The 13,437-nt window shown below is 63.5% G+C and carries 13 protein-coding genes; 12 read left to right on the top strand and 1 reads right to left on the bottom strand.

Going from position 1 to position 13,437, the window contains the following annotated elements:
- Positions 1-45: 45 nt before the first annotated feature.
- From IM701_RS20340 to IM701_RS20285, 12 genes are all read left to right on the top strand, one after another.
- On the top strand, positions 46-996 hold the full coding sequence (locus tag IM701_RS20340; protein ID WP_193829057.1) for a VOC family protein: 951 nt from the start codon (positions 46-48) through the stop codon (positions 994-996).
- Positions 996-1,403, top strand: a complete 408-nt coding sequence (locus IM701_RS20335) for a VOC family protein (RefSeq protein WP_193829056.1) — start codon at positions 996-998, stop codon at positions 1,401-1,403. The genes IM701_RS20340 and IM701_RS20335 overlap by 1 nt, the downstream gene beginning before the upstream one ends.
- Complete coding sequence (locus IM701_RS20330) at positions 1,400-4,861, top strand: indolepyruvate ferredoxin oxidoreductase family protein (RefSeq protein ID WP_193829055.1); 3,462 nt, start codon at positions 1,400-1,402, stop codon at positions 4,859-4,861. The genes IM701_RS20335 and IM701_RS20330 overlap by 4 nt, the downstream gene beginning before the upstream one ends.
- Before the next feature lie 9 nt (positions 4,862-4,870).
- Positions 4,871-6,058 carry an acyl-CoA dehydrogenase family protein gene (locus IM701_RS20325; RefSeq protein ID WP_193829054.1) on the top strand — a complete coding sequence of 396 codons (1,188 nt, stop codon included), beginning with the start codon at positions 4,871-4,873 and terminating at the stop codon, positions 6,056-6,058.
- On the top strand, positions 6,055-6,567 hold the full coding sequence (locus tag IM701_RS20320; protein WP_193829053.1) for a MaoC family dehydratase N-terminal domain-containing protein: 513 nt from the start codon (positions 6,055-6,057) through the stop codon (positions 6,565-6,567). The genes IM701_RS20325 and IM701_RS20320 overlap by 4 nt, the downstream gene beginning before the upstream one ends.
- Entirely contained in the window at positions 6,564-7,046 is a 483-nt protein-coding gene (locus tag IM701_RS20315; RefSeq protein WP_193829052.1) for a MaoC/PaaZ C-terminal domain-containing protein, read from the top strand. The genes IM701_RS20320 and IM701_RS20315 overlap by 4 nt, the downstream gene beginning before the upstream one ends.
- 111 nt (positions 7,047-7,157) lie before the next feature.
- A complete protein-coding gene (locus IM701_RS20310; protein ID WP_193829051.1) occupies positions 7,158-7,790 on the top strand; it encodes a nuclear transport factor 2 family protein in 633 nt (210 codons plus the stop codon).
- A gap of 5 nt (positions 7,791-7,795) precedes the next feature.
- Positions 7,796-8,908 (top strand): alkene reductase, encoded by a 1,113-nt coding sequence (locus IM701_RS20305; protein ID WP_193829050.1) that lies wholly within the window; start codon positions 7,796-7,798, stop codon positions 8,906-8,908.
- On the top strand, positions 8,905-9,696 hold the full coding sequence (locus IM701_RS20300; protein ID WP_193829049.1) for an SDR family NAD(P)-dependent oxidoreductase: 792 nt from the start codon (positions 8,905-8,907) through the stop codon (positions 9,694-9,696). The genes IM701_RS20305 and IM701_RS20300 overlap by 4 nt, the downstream gene beginning before the upstream one ends.
- A 14-nt stretch (positions 9,697-9,710) precedes the next feature.
- Positions 9,711-10,538, top strand: a complete 828-nt coding sequence (locus IM701_RS20295; protein WP_230487966.1) for an SDR family NAD(P)-dependent oxidoreductase — start codon at positions 9,711-9,713, stop codon at positions 10,536-10,538.
- Positions 10,539-10,686: 148 nt separating this feature from the next.
- Positions 10,687-11,433 (top strand): electron transfer flavoprotein subunit beta/FixA family protein, encoded by a 747-nt coding sequence (locus tag IM701_RS20290; RefSeq protein ID WP_193829047.1) that lies wholly within the window; start codon positions 10,687-10,689, stop codon positions 11,431-11,433.
- On the top strand, positions 11,433-12,362 hold the full coding sequence (locus tag IM701_RS20285; RefSeq protein ID WP_193829046.1) for an electron transfer flavoprotein subunit alpha/FixB family protein: 930 nt from the start codon (positions 11,433-11,435) through the stop codon (positions 12,360-12,362). The genes IM701_RS20290 and IM701_RS20285 overlap by 1 nt, the downstream gene beginning before the upstream one ends.
- Positions 12,363-12,417: 55 nt before the next feature.
- Here IM701_RS20285 and IM701_RS20280 read toward each other — a convergent pair whose 3' ends face one another.
- On the bottom strand, positions 12,418-13,131 hold the full coding sequence (locus tag IM701_RS20280) for a TetR/AcrR family transcriptional regulator (protein WP_193829045.1): 714 nt from the start codon (positions 13,129-13,131) through the stop codon (positions 12,418-12,420).
- Positions 13,132-13,437 lie beyond the last annotated feature (306 nt).

Below are 13,437 nucleotides of genomic sequence, written 5' to 3'. Positions count from 1 at the left end.
GTATATGAGTACGGCTAGTATCGCAAATGTGCCGGGGAGATGGAAATGAACATTGTCGGTCTTGGTTATCTTGGTCTTTATGTGCCTGATGTTGCGGCTTGGGCGGCCTTTGCCAATGACGTAATCGGCCTTGATCGGGGCATCGCGCCGCGCGCAGAGCCTTGGGTGCCGCTGACTGAGGGCCCTTCCGACGATTCGTCGGCCTATTTCCGGATTGATGAATACGCTTGGCGCCTGGCGGTACATCCCATCGCTGATGGTGGAACGCCCGGGCTGGCCTATGTCGGGCTCGAGGTGGCCGGAGCTGAGGAGCTTGGCGAAGCCCTGGCTGAACTGGCTGCCGCCGGTTTCGAGGCCCGTCGTGGCAGTGCTGCCGATTGCCGGGCCCGCGCAGTCACCGGGATTGGCTTCACCCGCGATCCGGGCGGCCATGTGGTTGAGTTGTTCTATGGCCCCCAGAAAGATCACGGCTACCGCAATTCGCGCGGCATGGATTTCCTGACCGGCGCGCTGGGCATGGGTCACATCAACCTGTTCGCCAGCAATTATGAGGCAAGCCGCGCATTCTGGTGCGAAGTCATGGGCTTCCGCCTGACGGACTATTATGCGGTCGGACCTGACCAGGTGGTCAGCTTCTTCCACGTCAATCCGCGGCACCACACTGTCGGGCTGATGAACGTAGCCCCGATCGACGCGATCCATCACCTGATGTTCGAAATGCGGGAACTTGACATGGTTGGCCTCGCCTACGACCGTGCCAAGGCGGCGGGCTGTAAGATTACCGTCTCGCTAGGCCGTCATTCGAACGACCGGATTGTTTCATTTTACATGCAGTCGCCTTCGGGTGTCGAAGTCGAGATCGGCTGGGACGCGCTGACAGTGGGGCCGGACTGGACCCCCTGCTACCGTGCGCCCGGCGACATCTGGGGCCACCACGGCCTGACGGCCGAAGCCATTGCCGAAACCGGATCCCAACACGAACGGAGCACCAACTGATGCCCGCAGAACTCGCCAATCCGCATTTCGATGCCGGCATTGTTACCAACGATCGCGCCGGAGCTCTGGCCTTCTGGAACGGCCTACTCGGATTCACGGTCGAAGGGGAAGTGTCCTTCCCAGGCCTGACCATTGTGCGCCTGAAGGTCGGCGCGGCGATCCTGCGCCTGTGCATTCCCGATGCTGAAGTGACGCAGAAGGCCGCAACTGGCGACTTTGATGTCGAAACCGGCCTGCGCTATCTGACGATTGGCGTGCGTAACCTGGATGCCGTGGTCGCTGAGGCAGGAGCAGCCGGCTATCCGGTGCCCTATCCCCCGCGTGAGACGCGGCCAGGTCATCGCACTGCCCAGATCCAGGACGGGCAGGGCGTGACCGTTGAACTGTTCGAGACGGTGCAGGCATGAACGCGCCCGTTTCACTGAGCGACAAGTATGCCGCCACCAGCGGCCACGTCTACTTGAACGGCAGCCAGGCACTGGTGCGCCTCCCGATCATGCAGCGCATGCGCGACGCGGCAAACAACCTGCGCACCGCCGGGTTCATTTCCGGCTATCGCGGTTCGCCGCTGGGGATCTATGACCTGGCGCTGTGGCAGGCCATGCCGTTCCTTGAACAGCATGATATCCGGTTCCAGCCGGGCGTTAACGAGGATCTCGCCGCCACGGCCATCTGGGGTAGCCAGCAGACCGGACTGATTGGCCCGACGTCCTACGACGGTGTGTTCGGCATGTGGTACGGCAAGGGGCCGGGCGTTGACCGTTCGGGCGACGCGCTCAAGCATGGCAGCTATGCCGGTGCGTCGGAATATGGCGGCGTTCTTGCCCTGTGCGGTGATGACCATGGCGCGCGCTCGTCCACGGTCGCGCACCAGAGCGATCATGCGCTGGTCCATTTCGGCATGCCGGTGTTTAATCCGGCCCACCTGCAGGATTACCTTGACCTCGGCCTCGCCGGGTTTGCCATGTCACGCTACGCTGGGACCTGGATCGGCTTCAAATGCATCACCGACACGGTGGAAACTTCGGCCCGGGTCAATGCCGATCCGCACCGCTTGGTGTTCCGCCGGCCCGACGATTTCGTCATGCCGCCCGAAGGGCTAAACATCCGCATGGGGGTGATCCCGTTGGCGGCAGAAGCCCGCCAATATGATCTGCGGCTTGAGGCGGCCAAGGCCTTTGCCCGCGCCAACGGCATTGACCAGCAGGTGCTGGGCGGCCGCGGCGCGCGGCGGCTGGGCATTGTCACCAGCGGCAAGGCTACGCTTGACGTGATGGAGGCCCTGCGCCTGCTGGGCCTGGATGCTGCCGCGGCGGAAGCCGCCGGGATTGCAGTCTACAAGCTAGGGATGAGCTGGCCGGTCGAACCGGTTGGCATGCGCGCCTTCGTCGAAGGCTGCCGCGAAGTGCTGGTGATCGAGGAAAAACGTGGCCTGATCGAGGAACAGCTGGCCCACCTGCTGTTCAACCTGCCCGCCTCGCAACGCCCGGTGCTATCGGGCAAGCGCGACCCTTCGGGCGCGCCACTGGTCTCGCAGGTTGGCGAACTGGCGCCGGCCAGCGTGATGCGCGCCATCCGCGCCCGCCTGCTGGCATCCGATCTGGATGCTGCCTTCCGTGCCCGGATCGAGCGTGCGGAGGCCACCTCTGCCGCAGCCGAGGTCATCGCATCGGCAGCCGGGCTGATGCGCGCGCCTAGCTTCTGCGCTGGGTGCCCGCATAATACCTCGACCAATGTACCCGAAGGCTCGGTCGCGATGGGCGGCATCGGCTGCCATGGTCTTGCCACCTGGCTGCCGGAGCGCCGCACGATCACGCTGTACCACATGGGCGGCGAAGGTGCGGCATGGATCGGCCAGGCACCGTTCTCGGACATTGACCACATCTTCCAGAACCTGGGCGATGGTACGTACTTCCATTCCGGCCTGCTGGCGATCCGCGCCTGCGTAACGGCAAACGTCAACATCACTTACAAGATTCTGCTGAACGGGGCTATCGCCATGACCGGCGGCCAGCCGATCGAGGGTGAAAGCTTCGACGGGAGCGTTTCGGCACCCCACGTCGTCAACCAGCTTCATGCCGAAGGGGTCAAGAAGATCGCGGTCGTCTCGGACGATCCGGCGCGCCATGATCGCAGTGCCTTCCCGGCCAGTGTTTCCTTCCACCACCGTGACGAACTGGACTCGGTGCAGAAGACGATGCGCGAAGTCGAAGGGGTCACCGCCATAGTCTATGATCAGGCCTGCGCCACAGAACGGCGCCGGCTGCGCAAGCGCGGCAAGGTGGCCGATCCCGATCGCCGCATGTTCATCATGCCAGAAGTCTGCGAGGGTTGCGGCGATTGCGGTGTGCAATCGAACTGCGTGGCGATCGAGCCGGAAGAAACCCCGCTGGGCCGCAAGCGGCGCATCAACCAGTCGGTCTGCAATAAGGATTTCTCCTGCGTCAAAGGGCTGTGCCCCAGCTTCATTACGGTCGAGGGCGCCACCCCGCGCAAGGCGGGCCGGGTCGGCGCCACTGATGAGGATGAAGGCCACGCCCTGCCGCTGCCCCAAATTCCTGCCATCAACGATACCTGCTCGATCATGATCGCCGGCATCGGCGGCAACGGGGTTGTCACGGTTGGTGCGATTCTAGGCATGGCCGCGCATATCGAAGGCGTGGGCGTTTCGGTGCTCGACATTTCGGGTCTGGCCCAGCGCAATGGTCCGGTCACGAGCCACGTTCGCCTGATGGGGCGCGAAAGCGGCAGCCATGCCGCGCGCATCCCTGAAGGTGGCGCCGACTTAGTGATCGCTTGCGACTTGGTCGTATCAGCCGGTGGTGAATCCGTTTCGCGGATGACCAGGGACCGCACCCGCGTCATCTATAACCGCTTTGTCGCTCCCACTTCGGCCTTTGCTACCAATCCTGATCTCGATTTCGGGGATAGCCGGTTGGCGGCAGTGATTGCCGGCAAGGTGGGTGAAGATGCGCTGTCCGGCATCGATGCTACACGCATTGCCCTGGCACGGCTGGGCGACGCGATTGGCGCGAACATGCTGCTGGTCGGCTACGCTTGGCAAAAGGGGCTGATCCCGCTGAAGTTGGAATCGCTGGAACAGGCAATCCAGCTCAACGGTGCGGCGGTCCAACTGAATCTCACCGCATTCCGCCTTGGCCGGCTGGCGGCGATTGATCCCGATGCCCAGGCTCGCTGGACTAAGGACCGTACGATCGACGCAGTCACGCAGACCCTTGATGAAAAGATTGAGGCTCGCGCCGCGTTACTTACAGCCTTTGATGGGCCGCAGCTGGCGGAACGCTATCGTGCGCTGGTAACCAAGGCTTCCTCGGCTGAAACTGCGCTTTCCGGCAATCCGGGCGACTTTACGGACGCTGTGGCGCGTGGCTACTTCAAGGCTTTGTATTATAAGGATGAGTACGAAGTTGCGCGCCTGTTCACCGATGGCACGCTGGAGCGCCGCCTGCGCGAGAACTTCGACGGCGCTCTGCGCTTGCGTTTTAACCTGGCACCGCCGCTGCTGTCGCGGCGCGGGCCGGACGGGCGCGAACAGAAGCGCGAATTTGGGCCGTGGGTGCTGCCGCTGTTCCGACTGCTGGCCAGGCTGAAGCCGCTGCGAGGAACGGCCTTCGACATCTTCGGGATGAACGCGCACCGCCGCACCGAACGGGCGCTGGGGTCAGAATATGCCGATCTGACCGAAAAGCTGATCGCCCGCCTCAATGCTGGCAACCTGGCCGCCGCCGCGAAGATCGCTGCCGCCTACGAGAACGTCAAAGGCTACGGCGTGGTCAAGGAAAACAAGCTGGCTACCGTGCGCGAGCAGGTTGCAAGGGGCCTTGCTGCCCTTGAAGAAGCATAGGAAAACCCAATGGACTTCAAGCTTTCACCCGACGAGATCTCCTTCGCCCGCGGCGTCCGTGCTTTCCTTGAAGAGGAAGCGCAGCACCCCGACGCACATGATTTCATGGATCCGGATCGCGATTGCCACTCGCAGCTGGCCAACAGCCCCGAACGACGGGCGTTCTGCCGCCGCATGGCCAAGCGCGGCTACTTGGGCATGTCCTGGCCCAAAAGCTATGGCGGCCAAGAAATCCCGGGAATCTACGAATACCTGCTGAACGAGGAACTGGCCCTACGCGGCGCGCCACTTATCGGCAAGGGCGTGGGGTGCATCGGCAAGACCATCATTCGCCACGGCAGCGAAGAGATGAAGCGTCAGTTCCTGCCCATGATACTCGATGCGGAGACGGAATTCGCCCTTGGCTATTCGGAACCCGGCGCCGGTTCGGATCTGGCCAGCCTGAAGCTGCGGGCCGAACCGGATGGCGATGGTTGGGTGCTCAATGGGCAGAAGGTGTGGACAACTTCGGCCAACTTCGCCGAATGGTACTGGGTAGCCGCGCGGACCGATCCCGATGCGCCCAAGCACAAGGGCATCAGCGTGTTCTTGCTGCCGATGAACACGCCGGGGCTGACCGTCCGCAAAATCGACACGCTGGGCCACCACCTGACCAACGAGGTGTTCTTCGACAACGTGCGCGTCGGCCCCGGTGCGCTAGTGGGCGAATTGAACAAGGGTTGGACCTATGTCTGCGAGGCGCTCGATTTCGAACGCTTCACCTTCTACACGGTTAACCCGCTGCTGCAGAAGTTCGAACGCGCGCTGGAAGCACTGCGCGGGCGCACCCGCAACGGGCATCCGCTGTCGGAAGACATCGGTGTGCGCCGCGCGGTCGGCAAGCTGGCGGCGGAGATCGAGACCGCCAAGATGCTGCAGCGCCGTGTTGTCGATTCGGCGGCGAAGGGCGGTGTGCCGGCGATCGAGGCGGCCATGTACAAGGTCTTCGCCACCCGCCTGCAACAGGTCGTGACCGATTTCGTGCTCGATCACCTGGGGCCTACGGGCTTGCTCCGCAAGGGCGCACCCGGCGCGGTCGATGGAGGAGTGTGGGAACATTTCTACCAGACGACTCCGCTCGACACGATTGGCGGCGGCACGTCAGAAGTGCAGAAGAACATCATCGCCCGCCGGCACCTGGGGCTGCCGCTGGCGTGACTATCGCGCCTGACATCACCGGAACGCTCCGCTGCGAGCTGCAGGAGCTGCTAGGCCAGCCGCTCTACCGGCAGGTCAGCGATCCGGTGGAAACAGGCGCGATCCGCCTGTTCGCCGCCGCTATCGGTGACGCACATCCCGCGTGGTGGATGGATGAACCCGAGTGCCCGCCCGCACTGCTTTCGGCCTGGAACCGGCCACTGATGTGGCAGCCCTGCAGCGGCGCGCAAGATAGCGCCCAGGGTTTGGCGCTGCATTTCCAGCTGAAGGACATGTTGGGCTTGCCGCTGGCCGTGGTGGCGGACAGCGAAACTGAAATTGGCGCTCCTTGCCGCCCGGGCATGCGGCTGGGTAGCACCCAGACGCTGGTCGGGATCGGGCCGCTGCGTACCAACCGGCTGGGCAGCGGGCGTGACTGGACCTTGCGGGTCGATTACCGCTGCGTCGCCTCCGACCTGTTCCTTGGTGCCGAGATCCTGCGGTTCTTCGCCTATGGAGCTACAGCATGAGCGCCGCGCGTCAGACCCTACCAGATGCGACGCGGATGGTTACCGCGCGCGACATCGTCATGGGTGCTGCCGCCAGCCGGGACTGGCAGCCCCAGCACCACGATGCCGACCATGCCCGCGCGATGAACTTGCCCGGTATCATCATGAATACGCCGACGCAGACAGGCTGGTTTCATGGCTACTTACTGGAATGGGCGGGTCGCAATGCGCGGATTGGCCGTTGGAAGCTCTCAATGCTGCGGCCGATCTGCCCGGGCATGACCGTGACTCTTAGTGGCACCGTGATCGCTAACCAGGCAGCGGCCAAGGGCGGGAATTGGCTATGGCTGGACCTTGCTATCACGGGGCAGGGGGAAATCTGCTCAACAATGAAGGTTGTGCTTCATCAGCCTGAAGCATCGATTGCCGATGCGGCGGTAGGCCTGACCACCTGGGAACCCAGCCCGTTTTTCTTGAAAAACGCCCAGGCGCCAAGCTGATGTTTGCGGGACTTAATCGCATACGGGCTGAGCGTCGGCAGTCTTGTCTTGCGGCAGACTATCGCATCCGTCAGCTGCCCCTGATTTACAGGCAATGGAGTAGGGTTGAACATGTCGGATTATGCTGACCTTGCGAGCCGTATCGAACGGCTTGAGTCGCTTGACCAGATCAGGCAGCTCCCTGCCAAATATTCGCTCGCCCTCGACATGCGTGACGGCGATGCCTGGGTGAACCTGTTTCCCGAAGACGTCCGGGTTGGCGGCGGGAAAAGCGGCCGCAAAGCGCTGCGCGACTGGTTCGACGAAACCCATTCTATGCAGTTTGATGGAACCAGCCATCATATTGGCGGTCATATCATCGACTTCGACGATCCCAATCAAGCGCAGGGCGTCGTGTATTCCAAAAACGAGCATGAGTGTGGCCCTGAATGGGTCATCATGCAGATGATGTATTTCGATCAGTATGAACGGATCGGCGGGCGCTGGTATTTTCGTCGCCGCCTGCCGCTGTACTGGTACGCCAGCGACCTCAACAAGCCGCCGGTGGGTGACCGCAAGATGCGCTGGCCGGGGGTGCCGCCCTATCACGGCAGCTTCCATGACCTGTTCCCGAGCTGGAAGACCTACTGGGCCCGCAACGGTCAGCCGCACGATGGCCCGGTCGAACCGGCCGCGCCGCTGGAGAAGTTCATCGAGACGATGCGTCGCGGTGCGCCGCTGCCCCGCCCTCGTGTCCGGAGCTGATCATCATGATCGATGTCTTCTCGTCCGTCGGCCTCGGGGCGCTTGCCTTGCGCAACCGGATCGTCATGGCTCCGATGACCCGCGATAGGGCGGGCCCGCGCGATGAACCGACTGACCTGATGGTCGAATACTACCGGCAGCGGGCCTCGGCGGGGCTGATTGTGACCGAGGGAACTCAGCCTTCGCCAGCCGGAAAGGGCTATTGGCGTACGCCCGGTATCCACTCGGCCGAGCAGGTTGCGGGCTGGCGCAAGGTCGCCGAGGCGGTGCATGCCGAGGGCGGCTTGCTTTCGATGCAACTGATGCACGTCGGCCGGGCCAGCGTGCGCTCCAACAAGGCGCTTGATGCCGATACGGTGGCCCCCAGCGCGATCCCATCCCCTGATCCGATTCCCGGTCCTGACGGCGTGCCCGTACCAACGGAAATGCCGCGTGCGCTGGAAACGGGCGAAATCCCGGGCGTGATTGCGGAATATGCCGCTGCTGCGCGCAATGCCCGCAAAGCGGGCATGGATGCGGTCGAGCTGCACTGCGCCAGCGGCTATCTGCCGATGCAGTTCCTTTCCTCCAACTCCAACCAGCGGACCGATGCTTATGGCGGCTCGGCGAAAAACCGCATCCGCTTTGTGGTGGAAGCGCTGGAAGCACTGGCCGGCGCGATCGGCGCGGACCGCGTGGGTTTCCGCATCTGCCCCGGCGTGCCGTTCAACGGCATGGCCGATGCCGATCCGGCGGAAACCTATGCAGAGCTGCTGCGCGCGGTGGACGGGCGGGGCCTAGCCTACTGCCACCTGATCCACATTCCCAACAAGGGCTTCGATTCGCTTGAACTGGTGCGCGCCAACTGGTCGGGTCCGGTGATCGAGAATGGCGGACTGACCTTGGAGAAGGCGCAAGCCATCATTGCCGCGGGCGCGGCCGATGCTGTTTCGTTCGGCTATCCGTTTATTGCCAACCCCGATCTGGTCGAGCGGTTTCGCACGGGAACGCCGCTGGCCAAGGCTGATCGAGCCACCTTTTACACCGGCTACGGCGACGATAGCAGGGGCTATACCGATTACCCCGCCGCGCCCGCTGTCGAGAACGAAAACACGTTGGAAAGTGGAGAGACGACATGACAGGACTACTAAAAGGACGCACCGCTCTGGTTACGGGCGGCGGGCAAGGCGTGGGGCAGGGCATTGCCCGTGCCATGGCCAAGGCCGGTGCTGACATCGTCATCGCGCAGCGCCGCGGCGAGGAGGCAGAGCGCGAAGCCACCTGGATCCGCGAGAACACCGGCGTGCGCGCCTTCGCGCTCAGTGTCGACGTCACTGATGGCGAAGCTGTCAACGCCATGATCCGCCAGGCGCACGAGCAACTGGGGAAGCTGGAAATCCTTGTAAACAATGCCGGCGGCAGCTTCGCTAAGCGGCTTGAGAACCACACCGATGAAGACATGGCGAGCGCCTTCGACCTGAATTACTGGTCCGCCTTCCGCGCCATGCGCGCGGCCCTGCCGATCATGAAGGCGCAGAAGTTCGGGCGGATCATCAACATCTGCTCGCTCAATGGCATCAACGCTCACATGTTCACCGCCGCCTACAACGCCAGCAAGGAAGCTGTCCGCACGCTGACACGCACCGCGGCGGTCGAATGGGGCATGCACGGGATTACCTGTAACGCCATCTGCCCGGCAGCGATGAGCCCGCAGGCGAGGGACTATTTCGAAGCCAACCCCGAAATGGCGCGGCAGATCCTGTCGCAGATCCCGGTCAACCGCTTCGGCGATGCCGAGGATGACATCGGCCCCGTCGCGGTGTTCCTGGCCAGTGATGGCGGCGGCTATGTGACTGGGAACAGCCTGCAGGTCGATGGCGGCGGCCATATCAACGGCGTAGCCTGGCGGCCGGAAGTCGAGGATTGAGCGAGGAGATGACCGTGAACGCATTCAATGAGCGCCTGAAAGGCAAACGGGCCGTCGTCACCGGTGGCGCACAGGGCATAGGCGCGGCCACCGCGCGCCGGCTGGCCGCCGAAGGAGCGATCGTGGCTGTGCTGGACCTGAACGCCGAAGCGGCCAAGGCCCTGCTTCCCACCCCGCATATCGGCCTGCACTGCAACATTGCCGACAGTCAGTCGGTCGAAAACGCCTTTGCCGAGGTCGAAGCCGCGCTGGGCGGGATCGACATCCTGGTGAACAACGCCGGGATCGGTTCGGCAGCTGGCGATGGCATGGACCGTTACTATGCCGGCATGGCCGAACGCGAAGCGCTCATCGCCGCGGGCCAGGCCCCCACGGTCTTTGCCGACCAGACGATCCACTGCACCGATGCTGGCTGGGCAACGGTGATCGGCGTGACGCTGGACGGCGCCTTCCGCTGCAGCCGCGCTGCGGTGCGGCTGATGGCAGCTCACGGCAAGGGCGGGGCGATCGTCAACGTTGCTTCCACCGCAGCGATCCAGGGGAACGGTCCGGTGCCCTATTGCACCGCCAAGGCCGGAATCATGGGCATGACGCGCGCCATGGCGGTCGAGCTGGCGGCACGGGGTATCCGCGTCAACGCGGTTCACCCCGGTGCCACCGACACCCCACTGTTTGATGGCATCCCGGAAGGACCCAAGCAGGCGATCGCCGACAATTCGCTGTTAAAGCGCCTCGGCCATCCCGAGGAAGTGGCCAGCGCGATCGCCTTCCTGGCTAGCGAGGACGCCAGCTATGCCACCGGCAGCATCGTCACTGTCAACGGCGGCGCCTTCTTCTGCTAAGGCAGGCGGCACCGGGCCTGGCAAAGGGCCGGGAAAGCCGGGACATCAAGCGGCCTGCACCAAGGCAGGAAGCCCGCCTGGTGCCCCGCGCCGGCCCGTGACGGCGGATCGCGATGAAGACAACCAACCGGCAGGAAGTGATTGAGCTATGAAGATCCTGGTGCCCGTGAAGCGGGTGATCGACTATAACGTGAAACCGCGGGTGAAGGCGGACGGCACGGGAGTTGACCTTGCCAACGTCAAGATGAGCATGAACCCGTTCGACGAGATCGCGGTAGAAGAAGCCATCCGTCTCAAGGAAAAGGGTGTGGCGGCCGAGATCGTGGCCGTCTCCGTCGGCCCGCAGAAGGCGCAGGAAACCCTGCGCACCGCGCTGGCCATGGGCGCGGACCGCGCCATTTTGGTGATGACCGACGATGAGGTCGAACCGCTGGCCGTCGCCAAGATCCTCAAGGGCATCGTCGAGGAAGAAACGCCGGGCCTTGTGATCCTCGGCAAGCAGGCGATCGACAATGACTGTAACCAGACCGGCCAGATGCTGGCAGCGCTCCTCGGCCGTCCGCAGGGTACCTTCGCCTCGGCCGTCACGGTCGAGGGCGATACGGTCACCGTCACCCGCGAAGTCGATGGCGGCCTGGAAACGGTAAAGCTGGTCCTGCCAGCCATCGTCACCACGGACCTGCGCCTCAACGAGCCGCGCTATGCCTCGCTGCCCAACATCATGAAGGCCAAGTCCAAGCCGCTCGCCACCAAGGCTCCGGCTGACTACGGCGTCGATACCACGCCGCGGCTCAAGACGCTCAAGGTTGCCGAACCGCCGGTGCGTTCGGCGGGCATCAAGGTGCCCGATGTCGACACGCTGGTCGCCAAGCTCAAGGAAATGGGAGTCGCCTGATGAAGACGCTCGTCTGGGTCGAACACGACAACACCTCGGTCAAGGACGCGACTCTCGCTGCCGTGACCGCCGCTTCGCAGCTGGGCGAGGTTCACCTGCTCGTCGCCGGGTCCGGCTGTGCGGCAGTGGCCGAACAGGCCGCGAAGATCGCGGGCGTCGGCAAGGTGCACCTGGCTGATGACGCCGCCTATGCCAATGCGCTGGCCGAAAACGTCGCGCCGCTGGTGGCCTCGCTGATGGCCAGCCACGACGCCTTCGTCGCGCCCGCCACGTCGAATGGTAAGAACATCGCGCCGCGCGTCGCTGCCCTGCTCGACGTGATGCAGGTATCGGATATCCTCTCGATCGAAGGTCCGAAGACCTTCACCCGGCCCACTTACGCGGGCAACGCCATCGCCACGGTGGAAAGTTCCGACGCCAAGCTGGTGATCACCGTGCGCGGCACCGCCTTTGCCAAGGCGGCCACGGAAGGCGGTTCGGGTGCGGTGGAAGCCGCTGCAGGCGCGGCCGATGCTGGCCTCTCCAGCTTCGTCGGCGCGGAAATCGCCAAGTCGGAGCGTCCGGAACTGACCTCGGCCAAGATCATCGTCTCGGGCGGTCGCGCGCTCAAGGATGCGGACACGTTCCAGCAGGTCATCTTCCCGCTGGCCGACAAGCTGGGCGCCGCCGTCGGCGCCAGCCGCGCCGCAGTCGACGCCGGTTACGTGCCAAACGATTACCAGGTCGGCCAGACCGGCAAGATCGTGGCGCCCGAAGTCTACATCGCGGTCGGCATCTCGGGCGCCATCCAGCATCTGGCCGGCATGAAGGACTCCAAGACCATCATCGCCATCAACAAGGACGAAGACGCGCCGATCTTCCAGGTCGCCGACATCGGCCTCGTCGCCGACCTGTTCAGCGCCGTGCCGGAGCTGACTGGCAAGCTTTGAAGCGCACACACAAGCGAAACGGAAAAGCCCCGCCGAAGCGGGGCTTTTTTGTCTGTCAAAGGCGAATCAACGCCCTGATGCGCTCGAAGGTCGCGAACTGGGTCAGCTCGGGGTTCTTGCCCGTCAGGATGCGGAAGCAGAGGATGCTGAGCCAGTCGGTCATCTCATCGGGCGAGATCTTGAGATTGCGCAGGCCCGATGTTTTCCAGACGTAGTAATCCTGCAGCGAGGTTAGCGAAACACCCTGCACGGCCAGCACCTGCATCCGGCGATAGGCCTTAGCCGGTTCATCCGAGTCTGCCGCCCAGCCATCCAGGCTTTCGCCGATCATGTGTTCGATGAACTGCATGTGCAGCGATCGCACCAGCTTACGGAAGGCCGCGTCTTCCATGGCCAGTTCCGGCGCGGCGCGGATCAGGCCGGGATGATCGATGTGGTTCTGGACGTTGATCCGCTGGTAGGCCCTGATCCGCTGCAGCAGGGCTTCGTCAGAGGCATCGGTGGGCAATTCAAGAATGGGATCGAAGCGGCGCATCATCTTCACGCTGATCTCGATCACCAGAGACTTGATGTCGGGGAAATAGCGGTAGAACAGGCCGAATGCCGATCCGGCCTCGCCGGTGATATCTGCCACCCGGACTTTTCCGTAGGGCACGCGATTGAGCAGGGTTTCCGCCGCCGCCACCAACCGCTGTCGCGCCGCGCGGCCCCGCTCGGTGGCTGGTTCGGTGACGATCCCCTTATGCGCGCGAGACTTGTTGATGGTCACCTCCTGGGTGGGCAAACGCGGTCAGACCGGAATAGCGACAGGCAGCGCCGACCGTCGATCGGGCCGATGAGACAGCGTGCGGTTGAACGCTCAATTATGGCATGATCGAGCTTTGTAAAGATTGGCAGTGGATTTAGCCCCCGGTTCCCTTCGTGATTTCCCGCGGATTATCCCGCGTTTGCCGCCGACGGGGTGTAAGATTTTCTAAGAAAGGCCGACTTTCATTACGCCACGCCTTGCATGAGTCAACTTGACACTGATATCATGTTCATGCAAAGTGCCGTCATGAACGATCTGGCAGCTGCA

The sequence above is a fragment of the Novosphingobium sp. ES2-1 genome (assembly GCF_015169775.1).
GTDB lineage: Bacteria > Pseudomonadota > Alphaproteobacteria > Sphingomonadales > Sphingomonadaceae > Novosphingobium > Novosphingobium subterraneum.
Note: the sequence above shows the minus strand (reverse complement) of the source record. Positions and strands in the feature narration are given on the sequence as shown.

Coding starts and splice junctions, on each gene's coding strand:
- IM701_RS20335 (WP_193829056.1), top strand. CDS start 996: ATGCCCGCAGAACTCGCCAATCCGCATTTCGATGCCGGCATTGTTACC.
- IM701_RS20325 (WP_193829054.1), top strand. CDS start 4,871: ATGGACTTCAAGCTTTCACCCGACGAGATCTCCTTCGCCCGCGGCGTC.
- IM701_RS20315 (WP_193829052.1), top strand. CDS start 6,564: ATGAGCGCCGCGCGTCAGACCCTACCAGATGCGACGCGGATGGTTACC.
- IM701_RS20290 (WP_193829047.1), top strand. CDS start 10,687: ATGAAGATCCTGGTGCCCGTGAAGCGGGTGATCGACTATAACGTGAAA.
- IM701_RS20330 (WP_193829055.1), top strand. CDS start 1,400: ATGAACGCGCCCGTTTCACTGAGCGACAAGTATGCCGCCACCAGCGGC.
- IM701_RS20340 (WP_193829057.1), top strand. CDS start 46: ATGAACATTGTCGGTCTTGGTTATCTTGGTCTTTATGTGCCTGATGTT.
- IM701_RS20310 (WP_193829051.1), top strand. CDS start 7,158: ATGTCGGATTATGCTGACCTTGCGAGCCGTATCGAACGGCTTGAGTCG.
- IM701_RS20285 (WP_193829046.1), top strand. CDS start 11,433: ATGAAGACGCTCGTCTGGGTCGAACACGACAACACCTCGGTCAAGGAC.
- IM701_RS20305 (WP_193829050.1), top strand. CDS start 7,796: ATGATCGATGTCTTCTCGTCCGTCGGCCTCGGGGCGCTTGCCTTGCGC.
- IM701_RS20300 (WP_193829049.1), top strand. CDS start 8,905: ATGACAGGACTACTAAAAGGACGCACCGCTCTGGTTACGGGCGGCGGG.